At 61.9% G+C, this 25,047-nt stretch carries 20 protein-coding genes and 5 pseudogenes; 15 read left to right on the forward strand and 10 right to left on the reverse strand.

What is annotated here, in order from left to right; translation table 11 throughout:
* A partial coding sequence (locus KQH55_RS10875; protein WP_255763130.1) for a DNA translocase FtsK occupies positions 1–1,727 on the forward strand: 1,727 nt, incomplete at its 5' end.
* Between the two features lie 26 nt (positions 1,728–1,753).
* Here KQH55_RS10875 and KQH55_RS10880 read toward each other — a convergent pair.
* Positions 1,754–1,960: pseudogene (locus tag KQH55_RS10880) on the reverse strand (beta-propeller fold lactonase family protein); the annotation flags it as partial.
* A gap of 118 nt (positions 1,961–2,078) precedes the next feature.
* On the opposite strand from KQH55_RS10880, the pseudogene KQH55_RS10885 reads away from it, so the two are divergent.
* Both KQH55_RS10885 and KQH55_RS10890 read left to right on the forward strand, forming a co-directional pair.
* Positions 2,079–2,234: pseudogene (locus tag KQH55_RS10885) on the forward strand (trehalase-like domain-containing protein); the annotation flags it as partial.
* Between the two features lie 207 nt (positions 2,235–2,441).
* Positions 2,442–3,704 (forward strand): polyhydroxyalkanoate depolymerase, encoded by a 1,263-nt coding sequence (locus KQH55_RS10890; RefSeq protein WP_235090894.1) that lies wholly within the window; start codon positions 2,442–2,444, stop codon positions 3,702–3,704.
* Positions 3,705–6,815: 3,111 nt separating this feature from the next.
* Here KQH55_RS10890 and KQH55_RS10895 read toward each other — a convergent pair.
* The gene (locus KQH55_RS10895; RefSeq protein WP_235090896.1) at positions 6,816–7,448 is read right to left on the reverse strand and encodes a TetR family transcriptional regulator; all 633 of its coding nucleotides are present in this window, start codon (positions 7,446–7,448) and stop codon (positions 6,816–6,818) included.
* Positions 7,449–7,669: 221 nt separating this feature from the next.
* Between KQH55_RS10895 and rsxB the strand changes: the two genes are divergently transcribed.
* The 3 genes from rsxB (at position 7,670) to KQH55_RS10910 (ending at position 9,919) form a co-directional block, all read left to right on the forward strand.
* The gene (gene rsxB / locus KQH55_RS10900) at positions 7,670–8,638 is read left to right on the forward strand and encodes an electron transport complex subunit RsxB (protein ID WP_076797252.1); all 969 of its coding nucleotides are present in this window, start codon (positions 7,670–7,672) and stop codon (positions 8,636–8,638) included.
* A 43-nt stretch (positions 8,639–8,681) separates the two neighbouring features.
* Positions 8,682–9,326 carry an endonuclease III gene (gene nth, locus KQH55_RS10905; protein WP_076786292.1) on the forward strand — a complete coding sequence of 215 codons (645 nt, stop codon included), beginning with the start codon at positions 8,682–8,684 and terminating at the stop codon, positions 9,324–9,326.
* Positions 9,327–9,487: 161 nt separating this feature from the next.
* Positions 9,488–9,919, forward strand: coding sequence for a DUF1841 family protein (locus tag KQH55_RS10910; RefSeq protein ID WP_235090898.1), 432 nt, complete (start codon positions 9,488–9,490; stop codon positions 9,917–9,919).
* 62 nt (positions 9,920–9,981) lie between these two features.
* Here the strand turns inward: KQH55_RS10910 and KQH55_RS10915 are convergent, their stop codons facing one another.
* Together KQH55_RS10915 and KQH55_RS10920 are read right to left on the reverse strand one after the other, a co-directional pair.
* Positions 9,982–10,359 (reverse strand): cytochrome c, encoded by a 378-nt coding sequence (locus KQH55_RS10915; RefSeq protein WP_373566387.1) that lies wholly within the window; start codon positions 10,357–10,359, stop codon positions 9,982–9,984.
* Positions 10,360–10,399: 40 nt separating this feature from the next.
* Positions 10,400–10,753: a cytochrome c gene (locus KQH55_RS10920; protein WP_076786288.1), complete on the reverse strand. Its 354-nt coding sequence runs from the start codon at positions 10,751–10,753 to the stop codon at positions 10,400–10,402.
* A gap of 316 nt (positions 10,754–11,069) precedes the next feature.
* Here KQH55_RS10920 and KQH55_RS16950 point away from each other — a divergent pair.
* The 4 genes and pseudogenes from KQH55_RS16950 to KQH55_RS10935 all read left to right on the forward strand — a co-directional run.
* Positions 11,070–11,255: pseudogene (locus KQH55_RS16950) on the forward strand (hypothetical protein); the annotation flags it as partial.
* A gap of 8 nt (positions 11,256–11,263) precedes the next feature.
* Entirely contained in the window at positions 11,264–12,481 is a 1,218-nt protein-coding gene (locus tag KQH55_RS10925; RefSeq protein ID WP_235090900.1) for a benzoate/H(+) symporter BenE family transporter, read from the forward strand.
* A 165-nt stretch (positions 12,482–12,646) separates the two neighbouring features.
* Positions 12,647–13,600, forward strand: coding sequence for a transaldolase (tal, locus tag KQH55_RS10930; RefSeq protein WP_076786282.1), 954 nt, complete (start codon positions 12,647–12,649; stop codon positions 13,598–13,600).
* Positions 13,601–13,699: 99 nt separating this feature from the next.
* Entirely contained in the window at positions 13,700–14,341 is a 642-nt protein-coding gene (locus KQH55_RS10935) for a DNA-3-methyladenine glycosylase I (protein ID WP_076795972.1), read from the forward strand.
* Positions 14,342–14,454: 113 nt separating this feature from the next.
* Here KQH55_RS10935 and KQH55_RS10940 read toward each other — a convergent pair.
* Positions 14,455–14,789, reverse strand: a pseudogene (locus KQH55_RS10940) (sodium:solute symporter); the annotation flags it as partial.
* Between the two features lie 32 nt (positions 14,790–14,821).
* Positions 14,822–15,766, reverse strand: coding sequence for a spermidine synthase (locus KQH55_RS10945; RefSeq protein ID WP_076795975.1), 945 nt, complete (start codon positions 15,764–15,766; stop codon positions 14,822–14,824).
* A 252-nt stretch (positions 15,767–16,018) separates the two neighbouring features.
* On the opposite strand from KQH55_RS10945, the gene KQH55_RS10950 reads away from it, so the two are divergent.
* Complete coding sequence (locus KQH55_RS10950; RefSeq protein ID WP_076797253.1) at positions 16,019–16,297, forward strand: YlcI/YnfO family protein; 279 nt, start codon at positions 16,019–16,021, stop codon at positions 16,295–16,297.
* Complete coding sequence (locus KQH55_RS10955; protein ID WP_076795977.1) at positions 16,294–16,602, forward strand: type II toxin-antitoxin system RelE/ParE family toxin; 309 nt, start codon at positions 16,294–16,296, stop codon at positions 16,600–16,602. The genes KQH55_RS10950 and KQH55_RS10955 overlap by 4 nt, the downstream gene beginning before the upstream one ends.
* Positions 16,603–16,687: 85 nt before the next feature.
* Here the strand turns inward: KQH55_RS10955 and KQH55_RS10960 are convergent, their stop codons facing one another.
* The 3 genes and pseudogenes from KQH55_RS10960 to htpG form a co-directional block, all read right to left on the reverse strand.
* Positions 16,688–17,164, reverse strand: coding sequence for a DNA-deoxyinosine glycosylase (locus KQH55_RS10960; RefSeq protein WP_076795979.1), 477 nt, complete (start codon positions 17,162–17,164; stop codon positions 16,688–16,690).
* Between the two features lie 25 nt (positions 17,165–17,189).
* Positions 17,190–17,753, reverse strand: a pseudogene (locus KQH55_RS10965) (chorismate lyase); the annotation flags it as partial.
* Positions 17,750–19,648 (reverse strand): molecular chaperone HtpG, encoded by a 1,899-nt coding sequence (gene htpG, locus KQH55_RS10970; protein WP_235090903.1) that lies wholly within the window; start codon positions 19,646–19,648, stop codon positions 17,750–17,752. The pseudogene KQH55_RS10965 and the gene htpG, both read right to left, overlap by 4 nt.
* 330 nt (positions 19,649–19,978) lie before the next feature.
* On the opposite strand from htpG, the gene KQH55_RS10975 reads away from it, so the two are divergent.
* From KQH55_RS10975 to KQH55_RS10985, 3 genes are all read left to right on the forward strand, one after another.
* A complete protein-coding gene (locus tag KQH55_RS10975; RefSeq protein WP_235090905.1) occupies positions 19,979–20,437 on the forward strand; it encodes a RidA family protein in 459 nt (152 codons plus the stop codon).
* Positions 20,438–20,920: 483 nt separating this feature from the next.
* On the forward strand, positions 20,921–23,269 hold the full coding sequence (locus KQH55_RS10980; protein ID WP_076786264.1) for an EAL domain-containing protein: 2,349 nt from the start codon (positions 20,921–20,923) through the stop codon (positions 23,267–23,269).
* A 124-nt stretch (positions 23,270–23,393) separates the two neighbouring features.
* On the forward strand, positions 23,394–24,578 hold the full coding sequence (locus KQH55_RS10985; protein WP_076786262.1) for a chromate transporter: 1,185 nt from the start codon (positions 23,394–23,396) through the stop codon (positions 24,576–24,578).
* A gap of 9 nt (positions 24,579–24,587) precedes the next feature.
* Here KQH55_RS10985 and KQH55_RS10990 read toward each other — a convergent pair whose 3' ends face one another.
* Positions 24,588–25,043 (reverse strand): DUF4149 domain-containing protein, encoded by a 456-nt coding sequence (locus tag KQH55_RS10990; protein ID WP_076795984.1) that lies wholly within the window; start codon positions 25,041–25,043, stop codon positions 24,588–24,590.
* Positions 25,044–25,047 lie beyond the last annotated feature (4 nt).

Below are 25,047 nucleotides of genomic sequence, written 5' to 3' on the forward strand. Positions count from 1 at the left end.
CATCTACACCCGAGCCAATGTCCATGCTCGAACCGATATCCACGCCCGTGCCGATGCCCATCCCCGGGCCGATGTCCATCCCCCTGCCAATGCCCCTCCCCGGGCCGATGTCCACGCCCGGGCTGATGCCCGATCCCGACGGCGCGCCGGTTTCCGCCACGGTGCATGCTGCATCCGACGGAACCGTACCGGCGGCAAACCCCGCCTCGAAGCGCAACACGTTCCCATTCCAGGCGAGCGCCGCCTCGCCTATCGAATTGCCGGCCCTGACGCTGCTCGCAAGCGGCTCCGACATTATCGAACCGGTATCCGAGGCGACGCTCGCCGCGACCGGCCAATTAATTGAGCAACGGCTCAAGGAGTTCAAGGTACCGGTGTCCGTCATCGGCGCTTCGGCCGGCCCGGTCATCACGCGCTTCGAGGTCGAGCCGGCACTGGGGGTACGCGGCAGCCAGATCGTAGGCTTGATGAAAGACTTGTCACGCGGCCTCGGATTGACGTCAATCCGCGTGGTCGAGACGATCCCGGGCAAGACCTGCATGGGACTCGAACTGCCCAACGCTCGACGGCAAGTGATCCGGTTGGCGGACATCCTCGCGTCGCGGGAATACACGGGTTCGGCATCGCAACTCACGCTCGCGCTGGGCAAGGACATCACGGGTGAACCGGTCGTGACCGACTTGGCGCGCGCGCCGCACATGCTCGTGGCCGGCACCACCGGCTCGGGCAAGTCGGTGGCGATCAACGCGATGATCGTGTCCTTGCTGTACAAGGCAACGCCACAGGACGTCCGGCTGATCATGATTGACCCGAAGATGCTGGAACTGTCGGTCTACGAGGGCATCCCGCACCTGCTTGCGCCGGTCGTGACCGACATGAAGCTCGCCGCGAATGCACTGACGTGGTGCGTCGCGGAAATGGAAAAGCGCTACCGGCTGATGTCCGCGCTCGGTGTGCGCAACCTCGCCGGCTTCAACCAGAAAATCGTCGATGCGGAGCACGCCGGACGCAAGGTCGGCAATCCGTTCTCGCTGACGCCGGACGCACCGGAACCGCTTGCGCCCCTGCCCATGATCGTGGTGGTCATCGACGAGCTAGCGGACCTGATGATGGTGTCCGGCAAGAAGATCGAGGAGTTGATCGCGCGGCTCGCACAAAAGGCCCGGGCTGCGGGGATCCACTTGATTCTGGCCACGCAACGGCCGTCAGTCGACGTGATTACGGGTTTGATCAAGGCGAACATTCCGACGCGGGTGGCCTTCCAGGTTTCGTCCAAGGTGGACTCGCGCACCATCCTCGATCAGATGGGCGCGGAATCGCTGCTCGGCCAAGGGGACATGCTGTTCCTACCCCCCGGTACCGGCTACCCGCAACGGGTCCATGGTGCCTTCGTCGCAGACGACGAAGTACATCGCGTCGTCGAACATCTAAAACAGTTCGGTGAACCGGAATACGAGGAAGGCATCCTAGCTGGCGTGCCCGGGGACAGTGCGGCCACGGACTTATTCGGCGAGGCGCCCGATGCAGAGGCCGATCCACTGTATGACGAGGCCGTGGCATTCGTGTTGCGCAGCCGCCGCGCGTCGATCTCATCGGTGCAACGGCAGTTGCGCATCGGCTACAACCGCGCTGCCCGTTTGGTCGAGCAAATGGAAGCGGCCTCACTGGTGTCGTCAATGGGAGTCAATGGCGGCCGCGAAGTGCTCGCGCCGGCGCCCACAGACTGAGGCACCGCACCCGCACCGCGCGCCCTACGCGATGTGCTGCCCAGGCTCGACTGGCGGCCCACGAGGCTCAGGCGGCCGTTGTCGGCATCGACCGAATAGATCACGATCTCGTTAGCATCACCACGGTTGGTCGCATACAGGAAACGGCCGTCCGGCGACAGATGAATCGCACCGCCGCCCACCTTGCCGCGAAAGCCCGGCGCGCTCAACGGCACGGTGTGCCCGCGAGTCAACAACAAACGTTCCCGTGCCGGCCCGCTCAGCTGTTTGTCAAAAGGCCGGCAACACGCGGGCTGCGCTCAATTGCCTTATGATCGGGAACCATGCGCAGCTGCTGCTCCGACTCCACCCATGCCCCTTGCAATCGAAGACTATGCGTTGATCGGCGATAGTCACACCATGGCGCTGGTCGGCCGCGACGGTTCAATCGACTGGCTATGCTGGCCGCGGTTTGATTCCGGCGCCTGCTTTGCGGCATTGCTCGGCACGCCCGAGCATGGCCGCTGGCCGCAGTAAGCGACACGCTCGCCAGCGGGATTTGCTGCATTGCACCAGCCCGCGATTGTCCGATATGATCGGATATCAGGATTGGACGCGTCATCCTGCGCCCGGCCGCCCGCTTATCTCGCGCGGGCAGCGAGGAGCGCCCGGCTTCGACCGGCGCCGTACCGATGGCAGCGGGAATCAACCCACATGCCGTAACACGGAGCAAGCATGCTCTATCAATTTCACGAATTCCAGCGCGCGCTGCTGAGCCCGCTGACTGCCTGGGCGCAATCCGCGTCGAAATCGTTCGCGAATCCGGCCAGTCCGCTCGCCTACGTCCCTGGCGCATCGCGCTGGGCCGCCGCCTACGAGTTGCTATACCGGCTCGGCAAGGACTATGAACGCCCCGAATTTAACATTAAGCAAATCGAGAAGGACGGCCGCAGCATTCCGGTCGTCGAACAGACGATCCTGGAAAAACCGTTTTGCCGGCTGCTGCGCTTCAAGCGGTATTCCGACGACAGCGACGCCGTATCGCAACTGAAGCATGAACCCGTCGTGCTGGTCTGTGCACCGCTGTCCGGACATCACTCAACGCTGTTGCGCGATACGGTGCGCACGCTGCTGCAGGACCACAAAGTCTACATCACCGACTGGATCGATGCACGGATGGTGCCGCTCGAGGCCGGCGCGTTCCATCTGGACGACTACGTCGAGTACATCCAGGACTTTATCCGACACATCGGCGCAAAGAACCTGCACGTGATCTCGGTATGCCAGCCAACGGTACCGGTGCTCGCGGCGATCTCGCTGATGGCCAGCCGCGGCGAGGACACGCCGTGCACGATGACGATGATGGGCGGGCCGATCGATGCCCGCAAGAGCCCGACGTCGGTGAACTCGCTGGCAACGCAGCACTCGTACGAGTGGTTCGAGAACAATGTAATCTATACGGTACCGTCGAACTATCCGGGCGTGGGCCGCAAAGTTTATCCGGGTTTTCTGCAGCACGCCGGGTTCGTTGCGATGAACCCGGAGCGGCATCTGCAATCGCATTGGGAATTCTTTGAAAACCTAGTACGTGGCGACGAAGACGATGCCGAAGCGCATCGCCGCTTCTACGACGAATACAACGCCGTGCTGGACATGGCGGCGGAATATTACTTGGAAACGATCCGTATCGTGTTTCAAGAATTCCGGCTCGCGCAAGGCACTTGGATCGTCAACGGCGAGCCGGTGCGCCCACAGGACATCACCGATACCGCGCTCTTTACGATCGAGGGCGAGCTGGATGACATCTCCGGCTGTGGACAGACGCGCGCCGCCCACACGCTGTGCACCGGCATTGCGTCAGCGTCACGCCGGCATTTCACCGTGGAGCAATGCGGTCACTACGGGATCTTCTCGGGACGACGCTGGCGCACGATCATCTATGCGCAGATCCGCGAGTTCATTCATGAGCATGATCATGAGGCTGCAGTGCAGACGTAGCGCCGGTGCGGTCGGCTCTCCAACACGGGCAACCGCGATCACAGTGGGCACGTCGCCAAGGATTAGCTTGACTGACCTCTAAAACAGTTCGTGCAATCCTGTCACGGATCTGAATGCTGTACTTGTTGCAGTGCAGCTTAACGTGGGCCTCACACCGGGCGCACCGCATCTGGGTTTGCCGGACATATCAGCGGCACTGGCGTTCACGCAACGCAAAACTGAGCCGTTACTTTTAATGGGGCGATTCGGACTCCTCCGATGCGTTGTCCTCTATGTTACCCAGAGCGAGCGAGGGCTTGTAAAATGCCCGGGGCGCTTGATCGAGGGGAATGTACGATGATCTGAGTCGCTTAGTTGCTCTATCGTTCTCCGATTCCGTTGGCTGGCGCTTTATGCCTGCGGGAGTCCGCAAGGGCGCGCTATCCGTGGCCGCACTTCGAGACTCATCCAAAGCCTGCGTCGCATCTGCGCGCGAGCCGTCCGAAGCTGCGTGTTGGATCAAGCTTAGCCTGATGCCTTCGGCGAACGCCTCATCGTTGGCATCTTGTAATTCCTTTTTGGACGGCTTTTTCTTCGCGTCCAACTGTTCAAAAACCTCTTTCTGTTTCTCGCTCAAATAGGCATTAAGATTTTGGGGGCTAACGGTATTTCGCCGCTGCGACGACAGCGGAACGACTCGTCTGGGTGGCCGCCGTGGCGGAACAACCCCATTATTCGGCCGTGGCGGCGCATCCTCAAGGGTTGGAGGCGTAGCGTATCTTGGGGAAGGAGGCTGCGGCATTGGCATACTGGAATGAACGCCCGGCTCTTGGAACCTCTGCTGCGGCACACCGTGATTGGCGAACGCCGACATCGCGTACTCGGCGCCGCTCGGCTCATGCCAGCCCACAGCCATCGGAACGCTACCGTGGCCGGGCCAGGAAGGCGCCGGCGCGCTGCCACTGCCAGAGCCGTATGGACCGTACGACAGCATGATCGCACTACTTGGTACTGCCGTCATTGGTACGTCGCCTAACAACCGTGAAATGGCAGACATAATCGATGACTGCTGCGGCGGCAGGACGACGACCACGTGGTTTAAAGGTTGAGAAGGCATCGACATAACCAATGGGCTATTGCCCCCCATCGGGGTCAACTGTGATGGCGTTCCACGCTCAAGTGGCGACCCGAATCGCGGCACTGTAGAAAAGCCTATTGCATTGCCGTGTCCCCAAACATGAGGTGGGCGGGCGCCTTGCATCGCGCCGCCCGTACTTGGGGAGGATATATTCCACTGCGCTCGTTCAGACGGTAGCGCGGCAGCACGCAGACGCGAGCCATACTTTTTCAAGCCGCTTAACAGTGCCGAAACCCCGGCACGTCCTGGGGTGACGCCCGGCTTGTCATCAGAAGCCGAACGTAGAACCTGCAACTGTGGCAAAGCCCATCCAGATACATTCAGTTTTAGCCTGTCAACCATACATGCTCCAATGATCGCGTCCTATTCGAATTGTGCGCCGCTGCCTGGCGCCATGCACGGCTTGCGCCTCCAGTGCCTCGGCGTGATTTCGCAATGGCACTCCATCGGCGGCCGTCCTCGACACTCGCGTAGCATGCCGGCAGGGTGCACATTCCCAATTGGTTTGGGCTTCAAATTAATCTGTCTCTTGGTCTGCCAAGAATATACTTGGCGCCAACTGCGGCTGATAGACGTTCCTACGGGTTTCGGTCAGCGGTTTATGCGCCGGTACGCTCCGCTCCTGGAGAGGTAATATACGGCTCTTCCACTGCTGCTTCGATACATCATCAAGGAAACTAGCTTGTGACGGACTCGCGGACTTTGAGCGCTGTCCTGATGGCTTTTTAACAGGTGTGTGTTTCAGCGTCGAAGATGGCGGGGCCGGTGGCGTTCTCGCGAAGACGGCCTCCCCCTGCTGGGGACGTAATATGCTCATCTTCCACTGCTCCTTCGATGCATTATCGGGGAGACTAGCTTGTAACGGACTCGCGGACTTTGAGCGCTGTCCTGATGGCTTTTTAACAGGTGGTATGTATTTCAGCGTCGAAGATGGCGGAGCCGGTGGCGTTCTCGCGAAGACGGCTCCCCCCTGCTGGGGACGTAATATACTTATCTTCCACTGCTCCTTCGATGCATCAAAGGGGATACGAGCTTGTGGTGAATCCACCTCCTCCGAGCGCGGCTTCGGCGGCCGAAATGGACTGCACAATAGCATCTTCGCGGGATCCGGTTGCTGCAGCGAAGGAAACGGCTCGTCTTCGTCTAAATAGGCGGTGTCACTTTTCCACCTGGGAACACCGAACGGCTGGAATGGGTCATTAGGCCCGTCGGCACGTCCGTCTTTTGGAAACGGTGCAACGCCACCTTGTGCTGGCGCGTTTATGGGTGACGTCGCTTGCCCTTCCCAAGCCGAAGCGGCTTTGGGAATGAACAAGCCGCGGAACATTCGTGCTACAGCCGCCGCGATTGCCTTGCAACGGGCCCACGGCACGGTGGAGAAGGATGTGCTCGCCTGACGCAGCATTTGTGGGAATGAAGGCATCCAGCGAGCGCTGGGGGGCTCCCCGGCGCCCAGCGCGGATTGGCGAAGCGTCGGCTGCGGACCATATACGCGGGACGCAGCAGGAAACGTTGGATTGCCTTCGACAAGAGAGCCGTGCAGACCGAACGCCGCAGGCCTTCCTGCAGGCGGTTGACCGCGCATGTTCTTAGTTCGGGCCAACATTTTCAAAGCCGCCAGCGGCCCGTTAGACGCGGAGGGCCTCGAAGGACACGGCGTGCTCGCCAAGGAACGCTCATTGAGCCATTGCGGCAACAGCGCTGCTGAGCCGGGAGGTATCGCGACGCGGTGGTTGTACAAGTCTGACTCCTGACGCGGCGGTAAATAGGACACCACGCCCCGTCAGCTTAATCGCGGCACGGCACAACATCAGGCCGCATCCGAACGGCGACGCCGGCAAGCGAATCGACGAACCCCTGTCTCGACGCACCGGGTAGAACCTCACAACCGTGACGGGCTTAAGCTTGACGCTGACCTTCGTCACGACAGGGTCGCGCTGCGCACTGCCTGCTGTGTCGCGCAGCGCGGCACGACGGTCACCGATGCAGTAAGATCACCGATACAGTAAGTAAGCCAGCAACATATCCGTATTGAGTCGAACCATCTCGGCGTGCTCGTCGCCTTGTCCGAAATCCCGACCGAGCGTCGCCTTCAGCGTATGCCGATTGGACACAATGTAATAGCCTAACCCGGAGATCGTCACATAGAGGCGCAGCGGATCGATGCCAGCCCGGAACAGCCCAGCGCGGTGCCCACGTTCCAGGATGCCGGAAAGCGTCGCGAGCATCGGTGAAACGGTTTCAAGAATCCGCGTCGACTGTTGCAGATACCGCGCCTCATGCAGGTTTTCGTTGTTCAGCAAGCGCAGCAGGTCAGGACGCTGATGATAGAACGCCCATATGAAGTGGGCAAGCCGCGTCATGGCCTCCACGGGCGCCAGTCCGTTCAGGTCCAGCGTGCGTTCCGCTTCGGCAAATCCCGTCAGCGCCTGCTCCAGCACCGCAGTGAACAACTGCTCCTTGCTGCCGAAGTAGTAGTACAGCATCCGTTCGTTGGTCCCGGCACGACAGGCGATCTGGTCCACGCGCGCGCCGGACAATCCGCCGTTCGCGAATGCTTCGGCAGCGGCGGCGAGAATGCGGCGCCTCGTGCCTTCGGGGTCCCTTTTGATTCTCGGCTGGTTCATGTTCAAATCATGATGCAGTAGCCGCGTTGACCGATCGCGTCACCACCGGATAGGCCCACAGCGGCAGGAAATGGTGCGCCGCGCTCAGTTATCGCCCTAAGACTGACACGGAAAGCAGTTGGATTATGGCACGCGGGTCCAACGCCGCTATCGGAATAGGCGATAATTGCGTATTGATAAAATATGCGTCACGTTTCTCGACGCGTCCAGGTTCCGACACTGTGACTGCTTCTCCGTCGCTCGCGGATCGGATCGACGATCTGCTTCCCCAAACCCAATGCACCAAATGCGGCTATAGCGGCTGCCGCCCCTATGCGCAAGCCGTTGCCGACGGCACGGCGGGCTACAACCAGTGTCCGCCCGGAGGACAGCAAGGCATCGCCCGGCTGGCGTCATTGCTCGGCAAGCCGATCATCGCGCTCAATCCGACCAACGGCGTCGAGCGTGCACGGGCGCGTGCGGTAATCGATGAGACTGTGTGCATCGGCTGCACGTTATGCATGCAAGCATGCCCGGTCGATGCCATTGTCGGCGCCCCAAAGCAGCTGCATACGGTGCTGGCAGATTGGTGCACCGGCTGCGATCTGTGCGTCGCACCGTGCCCCGTCGATTGTATCGAGATGGTCCCCGTGACCGGCACTGCCACCGGATGGGACGCATGGTCACCGCAGCAGGCCGATGCGGCCCGACGCCGGCACGCGCAGCGCAATGCACGGCTCGCGAAAGAGCGTGACGTGGCGCAGCAGCGTGCCGCCGCTCGTCGCGCGACGATGAATCCGGATGCCACACCGATGCCGCCAGCATCGGGATGGGCGTCGCCCGGCACGGTGCGAGAGCGCACAAATGCCGAGCCCGGTCACCCGCCCGGCGCGACGCCCGCCGCTGCCACCACGACCGGCATGCCAGGGGCCGGGCCAATGGCGTCGTCGCAGAACCCTGCCGCCGCACGAAAGCAAGCAATCATCCAGGCGGCGCTCGAGCGTGCCCGTAAGAAGAAAGAGGAACTGGCCGCCCAGGGGCTGGGGCCGCGCAACACATCGGACGTCAGTCCAGCCGTGCAAGCGCAAATCGACGCGGCCGAAGCACGTCGGCGACGCCTGGGATGGGACACGGACGAACACGGCTGCGCTGCATCGGAGCCGCCCCCGCCGCCTGATGCGCGCAGAGACGGCTCCGACCTCGATGCATGATGCGCCGTCTGCGTCCAACTGTTCCCTAAAGCGACGAATCTTCATGAACGCCCAAAAGCGCCGCGCAATTTACGAAACGCTGCAAAGCTTGAATCCCCATCCGACGACGGAGCTAGAGTACACGACACCGTTCGAACTGCTGATTGCCGTGATGCTGTCGGCACAGGCGACCGACATCTCGGTCAACAAGGCGATGCGCCAGATGTTCCCAGTCGCCAACACGCCGAAAGCCATCCTGGCGCTCGGCGAAGACGGTGTGGCGCAGTACATCAAGACGATTGGACTGTACCGGACCAAGGCCAAAAACGTCATCGCGACCTGCAGGATCCTGCTCGACAAGCACCACGGCGAAGTGCCGGCTGATCGCGAAGCGCTCGAGGCCCTACCCGGGGTGGGCCGCAAGACGGCGAACGTCGTGCTAAACACCGCATTCGGGCACCCGACGATCGCCGTCGACACGCATATCTTCCGCGTCGCGAACCGCACCGGGCTGGCACCCGGCAAGGACGTGCGGGCGGTAGAGGTGGCGCTGGAGAAGCTCACGCCGGCCGAATTCCGGCATGACGCGCATCATTGGCTGATCCTGCACGGCCGCTACGTATGCCGTGCGCGGCTGCCTGAGTGCTGGCATTGTGCGATCGAGCCGCTGTGCGAATTCAAGAGCAAGACGCCCGCTCCCACCCAATGACATAATGATTGCCGCAAAAGCACTGCGGATGCACTGATACGAAGCTTGCGTCGTGGCTATGCAGCGATGAGCACCGCGGTGCGACGGTGCGGCGCCACGACAACGCTCGGCGTACAATGAGGAATTGCGCGGCTGCGCGTACCAAGCGGTTTCAGTGCCTGATGTTCAATCCGAGTCGTGACGAAGTCCGTCGTTTTTTTACCGAGACGTGGCGCAAGCAACGCGCCGGTGAAATCTTGACCCCGCTGCAGAGCATAGCGGCGGACTGGATCGTCCAGCACCCAGAGTACCAAGCTGTCCTGGACTGCGCCGACGCAAGCGAGCAGGACTACTCGCCCGAGCGCGGCCAGACGAACCCGTTCCTGCACTTGTCGATGCACCTGGCAATCAGCGAGCAGTTGTCGATCGACCAACCGCGCGGCATCCGCGCCGCACACGAGCGCCTGGCTGCACGCCTGGGCTCGGACCACGACGCACACCACGCGATCATGGAATGTCTTGGCCAGATCATCTGGGAAGCACAACGCAACAACGTCCCGCCGGATACCGACGCGTATCTGGCGCTGATTGAACAGCGCGCGTCCCGGGATTGACGGCACAGGGCCGGCCGACGCAGCGACGCCGCCGTGCGTGTGCGCCGGCGGCGTAAGACCGCTTACTTCTTCAGCACGAGATCGCCCTTCAGCGACTCGATATACGCGGCAATGTCTTTCAAATCGCTTTCGGACAGGCTCTGCACCTGCGCAGCCATGATCGCATGGTCGCGACCAAAGGACGGATTGCCACCGCCCATCTGGTATTGGCGCAATGCCCAATAGGTGTAGTCGGCATGCTGCCCCGCGAGCTTCGGATAATCCGGAGTCACCGGCTTGTCCAGCCCCGCTCCGTGGCACGCGGCGCAGTTGGTGCGCTCGACGATTGCGCGCCCGTTACCGATGTCCGCAGCGTGCGTGGCCCCGATCGATACCACGGCCGCACACGCGGCGATCATTGCCTTGGCGACGCCCGACGCTTCAATGATGCGCTTTTTCATGAGTTCTCCTGTTGCTCGTCTACCGTTCGCCACGTTCCGGTCACCGCTCCGGATTGGGCCGGCTTGCCGGCGTCTGAGCCGCGTAGTACGCAGCCAGGTCGGCAATGTCCTGGTCCGTCAGCGACTGGGCGATCGCTTGCATCGGCGCGAACTTGCGTGAACCCTTCTTGTATTCCTGCAATGCGTTTTCCAGATACTTCGCGTTCTGACCGCCGAGCATCGGCACTTTGTAGACCTGTGGGAACGCGGCGCGATAGCCGGGAATGCCGTGGCAGCCAATGCACATGGCGACCTTCCCTTGCGCGGCGCGCGCGTTGCCGACCACGTCCGCCGCCGCGGTGCCGGCTGACCCGGCGAGCACCGCAATGGCAGCCATCACGACGAATCTGTTCATAAGCATCTAACCTGGCTGTAGGGGAATATCGGGGCGCTGAAACCGCGCAGGCCTGCACCGCCCTGCTCTGCGCGAATCCGCTGGCGTTGAGCAGCCGGCCTGGCGTTGAGCAGCCGGCCAAAAAAACGGCGTATTGTACCCCCCGACGCTAGGAGCGTCCACTTGAGCGCCGGCGCGCGACTGCGCGCCGCGCACCGCGTAGTCAACCGTGCTGCAGGCAGCAGGCCGCCCTCACCCTGCGTCAATCGGCCGCAGCGAAATGCAGCATTTGGGCACTTCGGCTGCCCGCGCCGGCATCGGTCGGCGCGCCGATGGCATGCACACGCCCCAGGGGCAGCGAGTCGGCCACACAGCCGGCGGCGATGCGGCGCCTGTCCTATACTGGCGTTTTCGTGTCCCCGTGCCGATCATGCCGCCCGAGCGTTTCGAAGGTTCTTCACAGTATGCCGCGACCGATGACCTCAAACTGGCGGTCAACGCCGCGATCACGCCAAGTAACCCTTCTCATCCATGACTGCGTCCTCACCACCCGACCCAGCCGCACCGCCCACACTACGCGCGCCGCTGCGTCCGATCGGTGACACCTCGCTGTCGGCACTGGTCGCCGGTTTTGTGGCCGCGATGACGGGCTACACCAGCTCGATCGCATTGATATTCCAGGCCGGCCGCGCCGCGCACCTGAGCGACACCCAAATCTCATCGTGGATCTGGGCGCTGTCGATCGGCATGGCGGTCACGGCCATCGGGCTGTCGCTACGCTTTCGCGCGCCGATCGTCGTCGCCTGGTCCACGCCCGGCGCTGCGCTGCTCATCACCAGCCTGCCCGGGGTACCCTACGCTGAGGCAATCGGCGCTTTCGTCGTGTGTGCGGCGCTGCTAACCCTGGTTGGCGTCACTGGCTGCTTCGATTCATTGATGGCGAGGATCCCATCGGGTATCGCCGCCGCCCTACTGGCCGGCATTTTGTTCGAGATCGGCAGCGCGATCTTTGTTCAGGCGGGCCAACAACGCGCGCTGGTGCTCACGATGTTCGTCGCCTACCTCGTGACCAAGCGCGTTTGCCCCCGCTATGCGATCGCCCTTACGCTGGTGGTCGGCACGGTGCTGGCCGGCGCGCTCGGCTTGATCGATTTTAGTCATTTCAGCATCGCGCTCGCGCATCCCGTGTTCACCCGCCCGTCATTCTCCCTCGCCGCGTTGATCAGCATCGGCGTGCCGCTGTTCATTGTCGCGATGGCTTCGCAGAACATGCCAGGCGTGGCGGTGTTGCGCGCGCACGACTATAGCACGCCATCGGCGCCACTGATTGCCACGACCGGGACCGCATCGCTGCTGCTAGCGCCATTTGGCTCGCACGGGATCAACCTCGCGGCCATCACCGCAGCGATCTGCACCAGTCGTGACGCACACGAGGATCCGGCAAAGCGCTACACTGCCGCCGTATGGTGCGGCGTGTTCTACTTGCTGGCCGGCATCTTCGGCGCGACGATTGCGGCGCTGTTCGCCAGCCTGCCCAAGGCACTGATCGTGTCGGTCGCCGCGCTGGCACTGTTCGGCTCGATCATGACCGGCCTGACCCATGCGATGCAGGATGCCCGACAACGCGAAGCGGCACTCGTTACCTTCATGGTGACCGCCTCCGGGTTCACGCTGCTGTCGATTGGCTCGGCCTTCTGGGGCCTAGTGGCCGGCCTCGTCGCGAACACCATCCTGAACTGGCGCCGCTAAATGCGCCGGCAAGCCGGCGGCGCGGCGTCCGACGTCCGGCTGCCGGCACCCCGACGAACTGGGGGAGCACCGACTGGTCGGACAACTATCGGACGCCGCACGGCTGCGAGACAATAATAGAAATCAGCGCGGCATTACGCGATACGATCTACAAGGAACCTAGCCATGACGACTGCACTAGACCAGTTAAAGCAGTACACGACCGTCGTCGCCGACACCGGCGATTTCCAGCAACTCGCGCGTTACAAACCACAGGATGCGACGACCAACCCGTCGCTAATCCTGAAGGCGGTGCAGAAGGACAACTACCGCCCGCTGCTCGAGAAAACAGTACGCGATCATGCGAGCCTGCCCGTCGACGACATCATTGACCGATTGTTGGTCGCGTTTGGCGTCGAGATCCTGAAGATCGTCCCGGGGCGGGTATCGACAGAAGTGGACGCGCGGCTGTCGTTCGACGTCCAAAGAAGCATCGAGAAGGCACATCAGCTGGTCGCACTCTACGAGGCCGCGGGCATCGACCGCGAGCGCGTGCTGATCAAGCTCGCATCGACGTGGGAAGGCGTGCGCGCCGCCGAGGTGTTGCAGCAGGAAGGGATCCATTGCAACATGACGTTGCTGTTCTCGCTCGCCCAAGCGGTCGCCTGCGCGCAAGCCCGGGCCAAGCTGATTTCGCCATTCGTCGGCCGCATCTACGACTGGTACAAGAAAAATGCCGGCGCGAATTGGGATGAGGCCCGCGATGGCGGCGCCAACGATCCCGGCGTGCAATCGGTCAAGCGTATCTACGCATACTACAAAAAATTTGGCTACTCGACCGAAGTGATGGGGGCAAGCTTTCGCACAACGAGCCAGGTCGTCGAGCTTGCCGGCTGCGACCTGCTGACGATCAGCCCAGACTTGCTACAGAAGCTGCATGAGAGCAACGAGCCCGTGCAGCGCAAGCTCTGCCCGCAGCAGGCGGCCAGTGTGCCGATCGAGCCCGTCGCGCACGATGAGCCGACGTTCCGCTACCTGCTAAATGACGACGCCATGGCCACCGAGAAGTTGGCTGAAGGCATTCGCCTGTTCGCGGCGGATGCGGTCAAGCTTGAACAGTTGATTACGCCATTGCGCTAAGTGGCTCCGACACGCGCTCGACTACAATACATGGTCAACACACCGCATCAAGGATAATCCAAACCGTCGATGATACACCCTTCTGTTTCTGCTTCGGCGATGCCAGGCGGGCCATCGGTCGTGCCGGCACCGACAGTGGACCTCTCGCGGCGCTGCCATTGGTGCGGCACCGGCGCCGAGTATTGCGCTTATCATGATAAGGAGTGGGGGTTTCCGGTCGATGACGACCGCCGGCTGTTCGAGAAACTGTGCCTTGAGGGGTTCCAGGCCGGACTCAGCTGGCTGACGATCCTGCGCAAGCGGGAAGCCTTTCGCGCTGCATTCGCCAACTTTGACATCGAGAAGGTGGCCCGGTTTACCGACTGCGACGTGCAGCGGTTGCTCGGCGACACCGGCATCATCCGGCACCGGGGCAAGATCGAGGCTGCCATCCATAACGCACGCCGCGCGCTGGCGCTGCTCGATAGCGAGCGCTCGCTGGCCGCCTACCTGTGGCGCTTCGAGCCGGACCCGCGGAGCCGGCCACGCAAGCTGACCCGGGAGGTGCTCGGCACGATGACGACGTCCCCCGAGTCGATTGCGTTGTCGAAAGACTTAAAGCGGCGCGGTTGGAAATTCGTCGGGCCGACGACAATGTACGCGATGATGCAGGCGATGGGCCTAGTCAACGATCATCAGCACGATTGCAGCGTGCGGGCCGACGTCGATCGGGCACGTGCCGCCTTTCAGGTGCCGCGCTGATCAGTCGTCCTGCACCGCCAGGTCTGAGAGCGTCAATTTACCCAGCATGCCGGTGCGCGCCCGTAGGTTCAAGGCGGCACTCGCGCTGCCGCACGCTCCGGACCACGGGCGCATCACGTCTCGCTCTCGACGACGTCCAAGTAGTCTTCGGGCCGTGTCCTGTCTTCGGAGCGCGACATGCCGAGCACGCGCACGATCATGCTGACCACGATCGCCACCCCAATGTTCACGAGCAATGCCCACACCGCCGCCGCATAGCCCGGCATCGTGTATCCGCCGATATGCAACAGATAAATCGAGCCCGCAAGCTTCAGCGATGCGGCCATCCACGTGCCGGTCAGGATGCCCGCGGCCCAGCCGAGCAACAAGCCGCGATGGTCGCATACACGGGTGTACAAGCCAGTACGATCGCGGGCAACATCTGGATAATCCAGATACCACCAAGCAAGTCGGGAAAACGATGGGATGGTGGGGAGGAACTCAGATTATGAAATGCCCGCCGACGGCGATGTCGCGCGCGTCGCGGCGTGGCGCGCCGGACGCCTCGCGTAGGGCGGCGACCCACTGACGGGCGTTCAACCCACACGCCTTCTCGATGACCTTCGCGCGGTCGGTCAGTACGTTCCAGTCGATCGACAACGCGGGTCCGGAGAAAGCCAGCACGACGCGGTTGCCCTCATGCACCTCGGGCAACGCGATGACCCGCGCATCGAACGCCGCGCGCAAATGGCGCATGTTGCGCACAAAGCTCGGATGGTCGCCGAACAAGTTGACCGTCACCACTGCGGCGCCGCCGAGGCAAGCACGGCACGCGCGATAAAACGCGACGGAATCGAGCACCGGACCGCGTGCGGTCGCGTCATACAGGTCAATCTGCATCGCGCCGACCGTACCGTGGTTCGCGGGGTCATGAACAAAATCCCATGCATCGATCTGGAGCACACTCAAGCGCCGGTCGTCGCTCGGCAACTCAAACATGCTGCGCGCGGCTATGATCACTGCCGGGTTCAATTCCACCGCCTCCACATGCGAGCGCAGAAAATGCCGATGACAGAACTTGGTCAAGGCTGCCGCCCCCAAGCCCAATTGCACAATACGCTGGGGCGGCGCGAGAAAGAGCAGCCACGCCATCATTTGCTGCGCGTATTCGAGTTCAATATCGAACGGCTTTTTCAGGCGCATCGCGCCCTGTATCCATTCAGTGCCGAAATGCAGGTAGCGCACGCCCCCTTCTTCGGAAAATGTCACCGGCGCAAAACGGGCTTTGCGCGGCGCTTCGAGGGTGGGTACGGCCTCGTGCTGCGCGGCGCTCTTGTGTTTGTCGCGTCCCGTGCGGCGGGTGGCGCCGCGCGACGGTTGCGCGGCCCGCTCACCGCGCTGGAATGCGCGCGCTTGCGCCGACGCGCGCTTGATCAAGGATGTCATGTAACGAAGTCTTGCGTGTTGCACAGTTTTTGTTTGTCCCAAGCATAGCATCCGGGGTCGCGCAGCGGGTTAAGCAACCCGTAATCGAGTTGGGGTGACCTGCAGCTATCCACGGGTCGCGCGACGCTGGCGCTGGAAGTCGCCCATTTCGGAGCGTTGGACGCTCTCCATCGACTCTACCGAACGGCTAACTTGCATCAACATAGCCATCAGCGGATAATGCATCGCAACTGCGATGCTTTGACAGATATCATGAAATCCGCCACCTTCCCCTCCATTCGGGTCGAACCGGAACTGCGTGACGCCGCCGAAAGCGTCCTCGGTGAAGGAGAAACGCTGTCGAGTTTCGTCGAGCACTCGATCCGCGAGGGCATCGAACGCCGTCGCAATCAAAGCGAATTCATTGCCCGCGGCATCGCGTCGCGCGAAGCGGCCCGACGCACCGGCGACTATCTGCCTGCGTCCGAAGTACTGGAGAAACTAGAGCGGCGGCTCAACGCTCTTCGCGATACGAGGCGCAAGCCTCGATGACGTACGCGGTCCGGTTCACGCGTGCGGCTTCAGATGATCTGGACCGCCTTTATGGCTTCGTTATCGATCGCGACGACGCCGACGTCGAAATCGCTACTCGTGCACTTGCGGCCATCGCCGCCGGGATCGCTACATTGGAATCGTCGCCGTTCACATGCCGCAAAGCCCATCCATCGATGCCGTTTCTGCGCGAATTGATCATTCCGTTCGGCGCGTCGGGATATGTTGCGCTGTTCGAGATCGACGACAATCGGACGGTGACGATCCTGGCGGTGCGTCATCAGCGGGAAAGCGATTACCACTGAAGCGGAACGGATTCGACGTTCGGTCACGCAGGCTGTGGGTTGGCCCCATGCCACGCAACATTGCGTCACCAGCGATCGGATGGCGTCAGAAAAGAATCTCCCGCCAACACGAAAGCTTTTGTTCGAACGACAGCATCGCATGAGCCGGACTCGACGAAGGCAGTACGAGCGTCTCATAGCCCGCGGCACCGATCACATCGGCAAACCGCCCCGCCGTCTTGCCGTTGAAGCACACCTTCTTCAGCAACGGTGCATGCGCTCTCAACGACGCGAAGTCGTTCGGCTTCGCATGGCGAATCGCCGAATCGAGACTGCCCTCGCGATGACACGCGGCGAGCACGTCCCATATCCCGATTCCGTGCTTCAACACGCGTTTGAGCCGCGCGTCATACGCAAGCTCCTGCAACTCAGGCTCGTTAAGCACCGCGCCCAATAACCGCCAGAACTGATTGCGAGGATGCGCATAGTACTGCCCTGCCCCAAGCGATGCCTCACCGGGAAAGCTGCCCAGCACCAGAATCGTCGTATCGGGCCGGATTACCGGCGGAAAACCTTGCAACATCAGCAGTTTAAAGGGTCGTCATGGTCCACATGGCCGGCAGGAAGCATTCGGTCACCATCAGCGGTAGCCGATGGCGGGTAAACACCGAGCGCCGCGCGACGCATGCATGCGGCCGATCCGGGCCTAGCTGTGCGACAGCGAGCCGGTACAGCGGATGGGCGCCATCGACGCGCCGGCTGACGATCGGCGAGCGTGTCACCGTCATGTCCGCATACAGCAGCTCGGCCAACGCTCGCGTACGCAGCCGTCGTACGGCTTGCCATACGCCCCAGCTCGCGCGCAGCGGCGTGACACTGTGCGCAGCCACCACGGCCACGCCATCCACTGCGAGCACTGCCTCGCGAATCCACACCGGCGCGCGGCGTGCGAGGCGCAACACGCGCGCCTCGTCGCGCCACGCGACGCCAACCTTCTCACAGGTGACCCGCACGGTCACCCGACCGAGTGTGCCCAAATGGCGCGTGAGCGAGCCCGCGCGTGTTACCCAGTCCTTCTGTGCGGCGCTCAAGACAGCACGCGGTTGCACCCGCCAACCGTCGCCGTGCGCACAAAACTGGCCGCCCGAGCGCCGCTCAAGCGTGTCGTTCAATGCGTGCCCGACAGCAACAACGTGTTGGTGCGCTTGACAAAGCTCGCTGGATCATCGAGCGCGCCCCCCTCGGCGAGCAGCGCCTGATCGAACAGCAAATGGCACCAGTCGGCAAAGTCCGCTGCGTCCGGCGACAGCCGCTTGATCAGCGCATGTTCCGGGTTTACTTCGAGGATCGGATGGAAATCGGGCGCCTTCTGGCCAGCCGCCTTCAACATTCGCTGCAAGTAGCCACTCATCTCTCCCTCGTCGGCCACCAGGCAGCTTGGCGAGTCGGTCAGGCGGAACGTGAGACGCACGTCCTTGGCCTTTTCCTTGAGCACGTCCTTCATCCGCTCGACCAGCGGCTTCAGGTCCTCACCGACCTTTTCCTGAGCCTTTTTCTCCTCGTCGTTCAACGCACCCAGATCCAGATCGCCACGGGCGACGCTGGCCAACGGCTTGCCGTCAAACTCATGCAGGAACGACAGCATCCATTCGTCGACGCGATCGGTCAGCAGCAGCACCTCGACACCCTTCTTGCGGAATACTTCCAGATGCGGACTGTTGCGCGCGGCCTGCCAACTGTCGGCGGTCACATAGTAAATCTTCGTCTGCTCCGGCTTCATCCGCGCGACGTAGTCAGCCAGCGACACATTCTGCTCGGCGCTGTCGGTTTGCGTCGACGCGAAGCGCAGCAGCTTGGCGATGCGCTCCCGGTTCGCGAAGTCCTCGCCCAGGCCCTCCTTGAGCACCTGGCCGAATTCGCGCCAGAACGTCGCGTACTTCTGTTTGCCGGCGTCGTCGTCGGCGCCAGCCAGTTCCTCGAGCATCGACAGCACTCGCTTGGTGACGCCGTCGCGGATCGCCTTCACGTCGCGGCTCTCCTGCAGAATCTCACGCGACACATTCAACGGCAGGTCGTTTGAATCGACCACGCCCTTGATGAAGCGCAGGTAATTGGGCAACAACTGCTCGGCCTCATCCATGATGAACACGCGCTTCACATACAGCTTCAGCCCGCCGCGATGGTCGCGATTCCACATATCGAACGGGGCACGACCAGGCACGTACAGCAACTGGATATATTCGCTGCGTCCCTCGACGCGGTTGTGGGTCCAGGCAAGCGGCGCCTCGTGATCGTGCGACAAATGCTCGTAGAAGTGCTTGTACTGCTCGTCGCTGATCTCGCTCTTGGCACGCGTCCACAGTGCGCTAGCCTGGTTGATGGTCTCGTCCTCGTCTTTGACGACCATCTCGTTCTTTTCAGCGTCCCACTCCTCCTTCTTCATTAGAATCGGCAGGCCAATATGATCCGAGTACTTCTGGATGATCGACTTGAGTCGGTAGGAGGACAGCAGCTCGTCTTCGCCCTCGCGCAGATGCAGCGTGATCGATGTGCCGCGCTGCGCACGTTGGATCGTCTCGACGCTGAATTCGCCATCGCCAGTGCTTTCCCAGCGCGCCCCCTGGTCGGCGGGCAAGCCAGCGCGGCGCGATTCCACAGTGATCCGGTCCGCGACGATGAAGCCGGAATAGAAGCCGACGCCGAACTGGCCGATCAGTGCCGCGTCCTTTTGCTGATCGCCGGACAGTTTGGCAAAGAACTCCTTGGTCCCTGAACGCGCGATCGTGCCCAGGTGCGAGACCGCGTCGTCACGGCTCATGCCAATCCCGTTGTCGTCAACCGTGATCGTGCGTGCAGCCTTGTCGTACGCGATCCGGATACGCAGGTTTGGGTCGTCTTCATACAGCCCGGCATCGGCGATCGCCTCGAAACGCAATTTGTCCGCCGCGTCGGACGCATTCGAAATCAGCTCACGCAGGAAAATTTCCTTGTTGCTGTACAGCGAGTGAATCATCAGTTGCAGAAGCTGCTTGACTTCCGCCTGGAAGCTCATGGTTTCTTGCGCCATAGTCTAGGTCCTTTCAGCGAGTTGACGTCAACGGCACGAGGCCAGGTTTGTCCGTGTCCGCGCAAATGGGGACGGCCCGCGCCAAATTCAAGACTTGCCCAGAGACCGCGACAGAAACGCAGACAGCCCCGGGTCGCCGCAGTTCGCGACGTTAAAGCGCCGCCTGGCGTATGCCGTCCAGCATCGCGGCCCCCGCCGACGTGCGCCCGGGCAACGCTGTCCTGCGTTACATTGTCGATGATGGCGGGTGCTGCGGCGCGCCGGTATGCAGTTTTCTGATCCGGCCCGGCCGGTCTCACCCTTGTATTTTCCTCACCCTTTGGAGTCCCCATGTCGAATGTATACGATCAACTGAAGACGCTCGGCATCGAGCTACCGACTGCCGGCGCACCGGCGGCCGCTTACGTGATGAGTGCGCAGGCAGGCAAGACCGTGTTCCTGTCCGGCCATATCGCCAAAAGGAACGGACAAGTCTGGACCGGCAAGCTCGGTGACACAATTGGCACGGCAGAAGGACAACAGGCGGCGCGCAGCATTGCCATCGATCTGATTGCGACGCTGCACGCGCACGTGGGCGATCTGAACCACGTCAAGCGCATTGTCAAGATGATGAGCCTGGTCAATTCGACGCCGGACTTCACCGAGCAGCACTTGGTGACGAACGGGGCGTCGGAGCTGTTTGTGACGGTGTTCGGGGAACGCGGCAAGCATGCCCGCTCGGCGTTCGGCGTCGCGCAGATTCCGCTGGGTGCTTGCGTGGAAATCGAACTGATCGCCGAAGTCGAATAACGGCATCTGTGCTCCGCCCCGCGGCACGCCGCTTCTTTGCCGGTGCTTGGCACCGCCCACGACAACGCAACGATTCGAGTAGATCAATCATGAGATGAGGCAACGTGCGGTTCTGGGGTGCAATGGCGAGGCGCGTCAACGACATGAAGCGCGAACCGCGGATCGACAGCAATACGGTAACGGCCATAGATGGAACGTTCCAGGCACGATTCAGCCGACTTCGGACAGATTTCTTATATATCCCGAGTAGACAGCGTAGGCGCGCCGCCATTCTTCCCGCATAATCTGCTGGCGTCACAGGCAGCATCCAGGCGTTACACGGTACCCTAACAAGGTGGGGGCGTTTTACGCGTGGCGCTGTTTTAATTACCATTGTTTGAGCGCCCGCGCGGCACGGCCTTTGGCGGTTCTGCATCACGCCCCGTCATCGCATTGGACACGCCGCCGCACGGGGATATTCACCCCCTATCACGGCCTGGCTCCATGACTCTTCCGCTGACTCCCTCGGCACGCGAAGCGCGTTTGCGCCGTGACGCGGCGGTGTCCAGGCAGCGATCTCTGTGGGTCATCCCAGCTCTCGGGTTATTGGTGCTGATCCTGCTGTGGGCAGTAATCTATACGCGGCTGCAAGTGGAGCGGGACAATGCCCAGCGCGAAGCCACAGCTTCGGCCGCGCTGCTGTCCGCGGCTTTCGAACAACATACGGTCAAGGCCATTCACCAGGTCGACCAGATCACCCGCTTCGTCAAATACGAATTCGAGAAGTCGCCGCAGCGCTTTAAATTAGCCAGCACGATCGAGAAGGGCGTGATCCAGAGCGACACACTGATTCAGGTGTCGCTGGTTGACGAGCATGGCTATCTAATCGCGAATACAGAGGATTCGCGGCCTAAGCCGCTGAATTTGTCCGACCGCGAGCATTTTCAGGTCCATAAGCACGAGACGTTCGACCAGCTGTATATTAGCAAGCCGGTACTAGGCCGAGTATCGCACCAATGGACGTTGCAACTCACGCGCCGACTCAACTATCCCGACGGCTCGTTCGCGGGTGTGGTCGTGGTGTCGGAAGACCCGAGCTATTTCACCAATGACTTCTATAACAGCGCGGCAATTGGCCGCGACGGCGTGATATCGGTAATCGCCGACACCGGCGCGGTGCTGGCGCGCCGCACTGGCAACACACTGAACGCACCCGGCGCGTTTTCTGCGACCGGCAGCTATCCGCTGTCTGAACATGTGTCCGGCACGTACCGCGACCCGATCGATGGCGTGATGCGCATCGTGTCGTATCGCCACATCGACGGCTACCCGCTCGGCGTCATGGTGGGCCTATCGCAAAAGGAAGAATTTGCCGATTATGAACACACTCGCAATATCTACCTGTTGATGGCCGGGTGCATTTCGATCGCGATCCTCGGCTTCTTCGGCGTGGCCACAGGCTTGATCCGCAAGCTGCTCGGCCGTGAACGCGAGATGACGCACCTCGTCGAGTATGACTTGCTGACCGGCTTGCCGAACCGCTACCAGACGCTGCAGATTTTGCGCACCGAAGTCTCGCAGCCGGCAAACGTCGGCCGGCTCGCATTGCTGTTCATCGACCTGGACAATTTCAAGACGGTCAACGATACGCTCGGCCACAACGCCGGAGACATTGTGCTGCAAATGACATCGGCACGGCTCGCACAGACGGTCGATGGCAACGGTATCCTCTCGCGCATCGGCGGCGACGAGTTCGTTGTGATCGTCAAGGAGGATCACGTTGAACCGAAGGTGGTCCAATTGGCCGAGGCGATTGCCGGCAGTTTCCTGAGGCCATTCGACGTGCGCGGCAGCTCATTCGTGCTGCACGCAAGCATCGGCATCGCGCTGCTCTCCAGTACTAGCGAAAGCGAGATCGATTTGCTGAAAAAGGCCGACCTGGCGATGTACAGCGCCAAGGATGCCGGCCGCGGATGCTATCAGTTCTATTCGCCGCAGCTCGCGCACCGCGCCGACCATTTGATGAAATGGGAGCAGCAACTGCGCGTCGCACTTGCCGAAGGGCAGTTGTTTCTCGCCTACCAGCCCAAGATCGACTTGGCGCGCCGCTGCATCACCGGCTTCGAGGCACTGCTCCGCTGGAACCACCCGCAGCATGGCGAGATTACCGCAAGCGAGTTCATCACGATTGCCGAGTCCACCGGTTTGGTCGTGCCGATTGGCGACTATGTGATCGACAGCGCATGCCAACAGCTTGCGCAATGGACCTCGCTCGGCTACGACACACTGTCGCTGGCCATCAACATCTCGGCCGTGCAGTTCTGGCGCGGCGATGTGTTCGGGGCCGTGGAGCAGGCGCTGGACCGCTATAAATTGTCTGCACGGCGCATCGAACTCGAGATCACGGAAACGGCGATGATGGAGTATCCCGAAATCGTGTCGGAGAAGGTCGCCGCGCTCAAGCGGCTTGGCGTGCGCATTGCACTGGATGACTTCGGCACCGGTTATTCGTCGCTGTCCTACTTGAATCGTTTTGCCGTCGACACACTGAAGATCGACCGCTCGTTCGTCCAGGCCATTCCCGCGGACCGCAATGTCTGCGTTATGGTGTCGGCAATCGTCAATCTGGCCCGCTCGCTAGGGTTGACCGTGGTCGTTGAAGGCACGGAAACCGAAGAGCAGATTGCATGGCTGTCGGGACTGGGCAACATCGAGGCACAAGGCTTCCTGTTCTCGCGCCCGGTGCCGCCCGACGGGGTGCTTGCGCTGCTCGAGCACTTCGGGGTTTGTCCATATTCTGAACCAGGAGGCGTCGCAGCAACGCACGCCGTGCAACCACGTGTGTCCGCTTGAATCTCGTGCCGTGCCGCATAATCGATCTCACCTTCCATCCGTTGCCTCCTCACCAGCCGCGCCGGCGCCCTCGTCTGCCACCGGCGTCGATGGTGGACCGCTTCAGCCGCAGACAACGCAGGATGTGCCATCCCGCCAAGAGCCATTGTGGTCGCTGCTGCTGGTCATCGCTGGGCTATCATCCGTTTCATGGGGTGGGCTGTCGCTGATCGCGCAACTGGAGCGTCACTATGTTGAGCGCAAGCAACTGTTCAACCGGCTCGACTACCTGAACCTGGTCGCGCTGGCCTGGCTGATTCCCGGGCCGGTCGGCTGCAATGTCGCGATCCAGATCGGCGCCGCACTGCGGGGCTGGCGGGGCGCGTGGATGGCCGGTCTTGGCAGCGTGGTGCCCTTCGCGATCGTGATGACCGTGCTGGCGATGTTCTATCGCACGCCGACCGTGGCGTCGCTCGCATCGCAATCGCTGGTCACGCACTTCAGCGTCGTACTGGCATCGTTAATCGGCACGACCTGGATCAAGCAGGTGCGCACCTTGATACAACGCCCGATCGACTGGGCCACGGCCATCGTGGCCAGCGTCACGCTGCTGCTCCTAAATAGCCCGGCCATCTATGTCGCGCTGCTTGGCACCGCGTTCACATTGGGTTGGTTCACGAGTCCGGCGTCTGAGCAGCAGACGAAATCAGCATTCGTGCTGTGCCGCACCGACTCACTGCTGCTGGCCTTGCTCGCCGTACTACTCGGACTGTACGCATTGCCATTGCCGCTGCCATCGAGCAACGCCATGCTGTTGCTGTGGCCCCGGCTGGCCGGTGCGGGCCTGACACTATTCGGCGGCGGATTCTCGGCGCTGCCGGTATTGAAGACGTTGTTCGTGCCGCCGATCCTGGACATTTCCGACAGCGAATTCACTTTCGTTTTCGCGCTGTCGCCAGTCTCGCCCGGTCCGTTGTTGAACGTGGTGCCGTTCTTCGGGTATCTGGTCGGACACATCCCCGGCGCGCTGTTCGCCACCTTTTCGGTATTCGTGCCATCGGCAACGCTGGTGGTGATCGCGCAGCGCAACTTAAAGGTGCTCGAATCGCACCCGCGTTTCAAGTCCGCAATGCGAGTGTTGCGCGTGGCGACAACGGCTTTTCTCATATCGGCCGTCGCCAAGATCGCCTGGCAAGTACCCATGGAGCCAATCTACGCGGTCACCGCCACGTTCGCGCTGACGTGCTTCTGGCGCGCCAAGGTGCCGGTCTATGCGGTGTACGGGACCGTGGCGCTCACCTACGGGCTGGTCCTCTGGCAAACCGCGTAGCGGCCACGGTCAGAAACGCCCGATCACGCCCAGCGCAGTGGCTACCGCACCGAGCGCGAGGTTGAGCGCCACCAGCCGGCGCAGGCCCGTGACGACGCGGGCGCCGTCTGGCCAGTTCTGCGCTTGGACCGCGCGCTGCAGCCGCGGGTATAACGCGAAGCGGATGTGGCCGAACAGTAGCATCATGAGTACACCGATCGCGGCCATCGCATGCATCGGCCAGTTCGCCTGCGCGCCGCCCAGCGTCACCAACATGAATATGCCAGTGGCCAGGATCACGACGATCGCCACCGCGACCAGCCAGAAGAACCGGCCGAATAGCGAATCCAGCAACGGCAGGCGCAATTGCGGCGACACGTCGGACAACGCTGGACGCAGGCAAAATTGCACGAACGTCATGCCGCCGACCCATATCACGACCGCGGCGATGTGCAAGAACATCGCCGCCTCCAGCACTTTCAACATGCTC

Origin of the sequence: Mycetohabitans sp. B3 (assembly GCF_021498065.1) — a bacterium.
Taxonomy (GTDB): Bacteria; Pseudomonadota; Gammaproteobacteria; order Burkholderiales; family Burkholderiaceae; genus Mycetohabitans.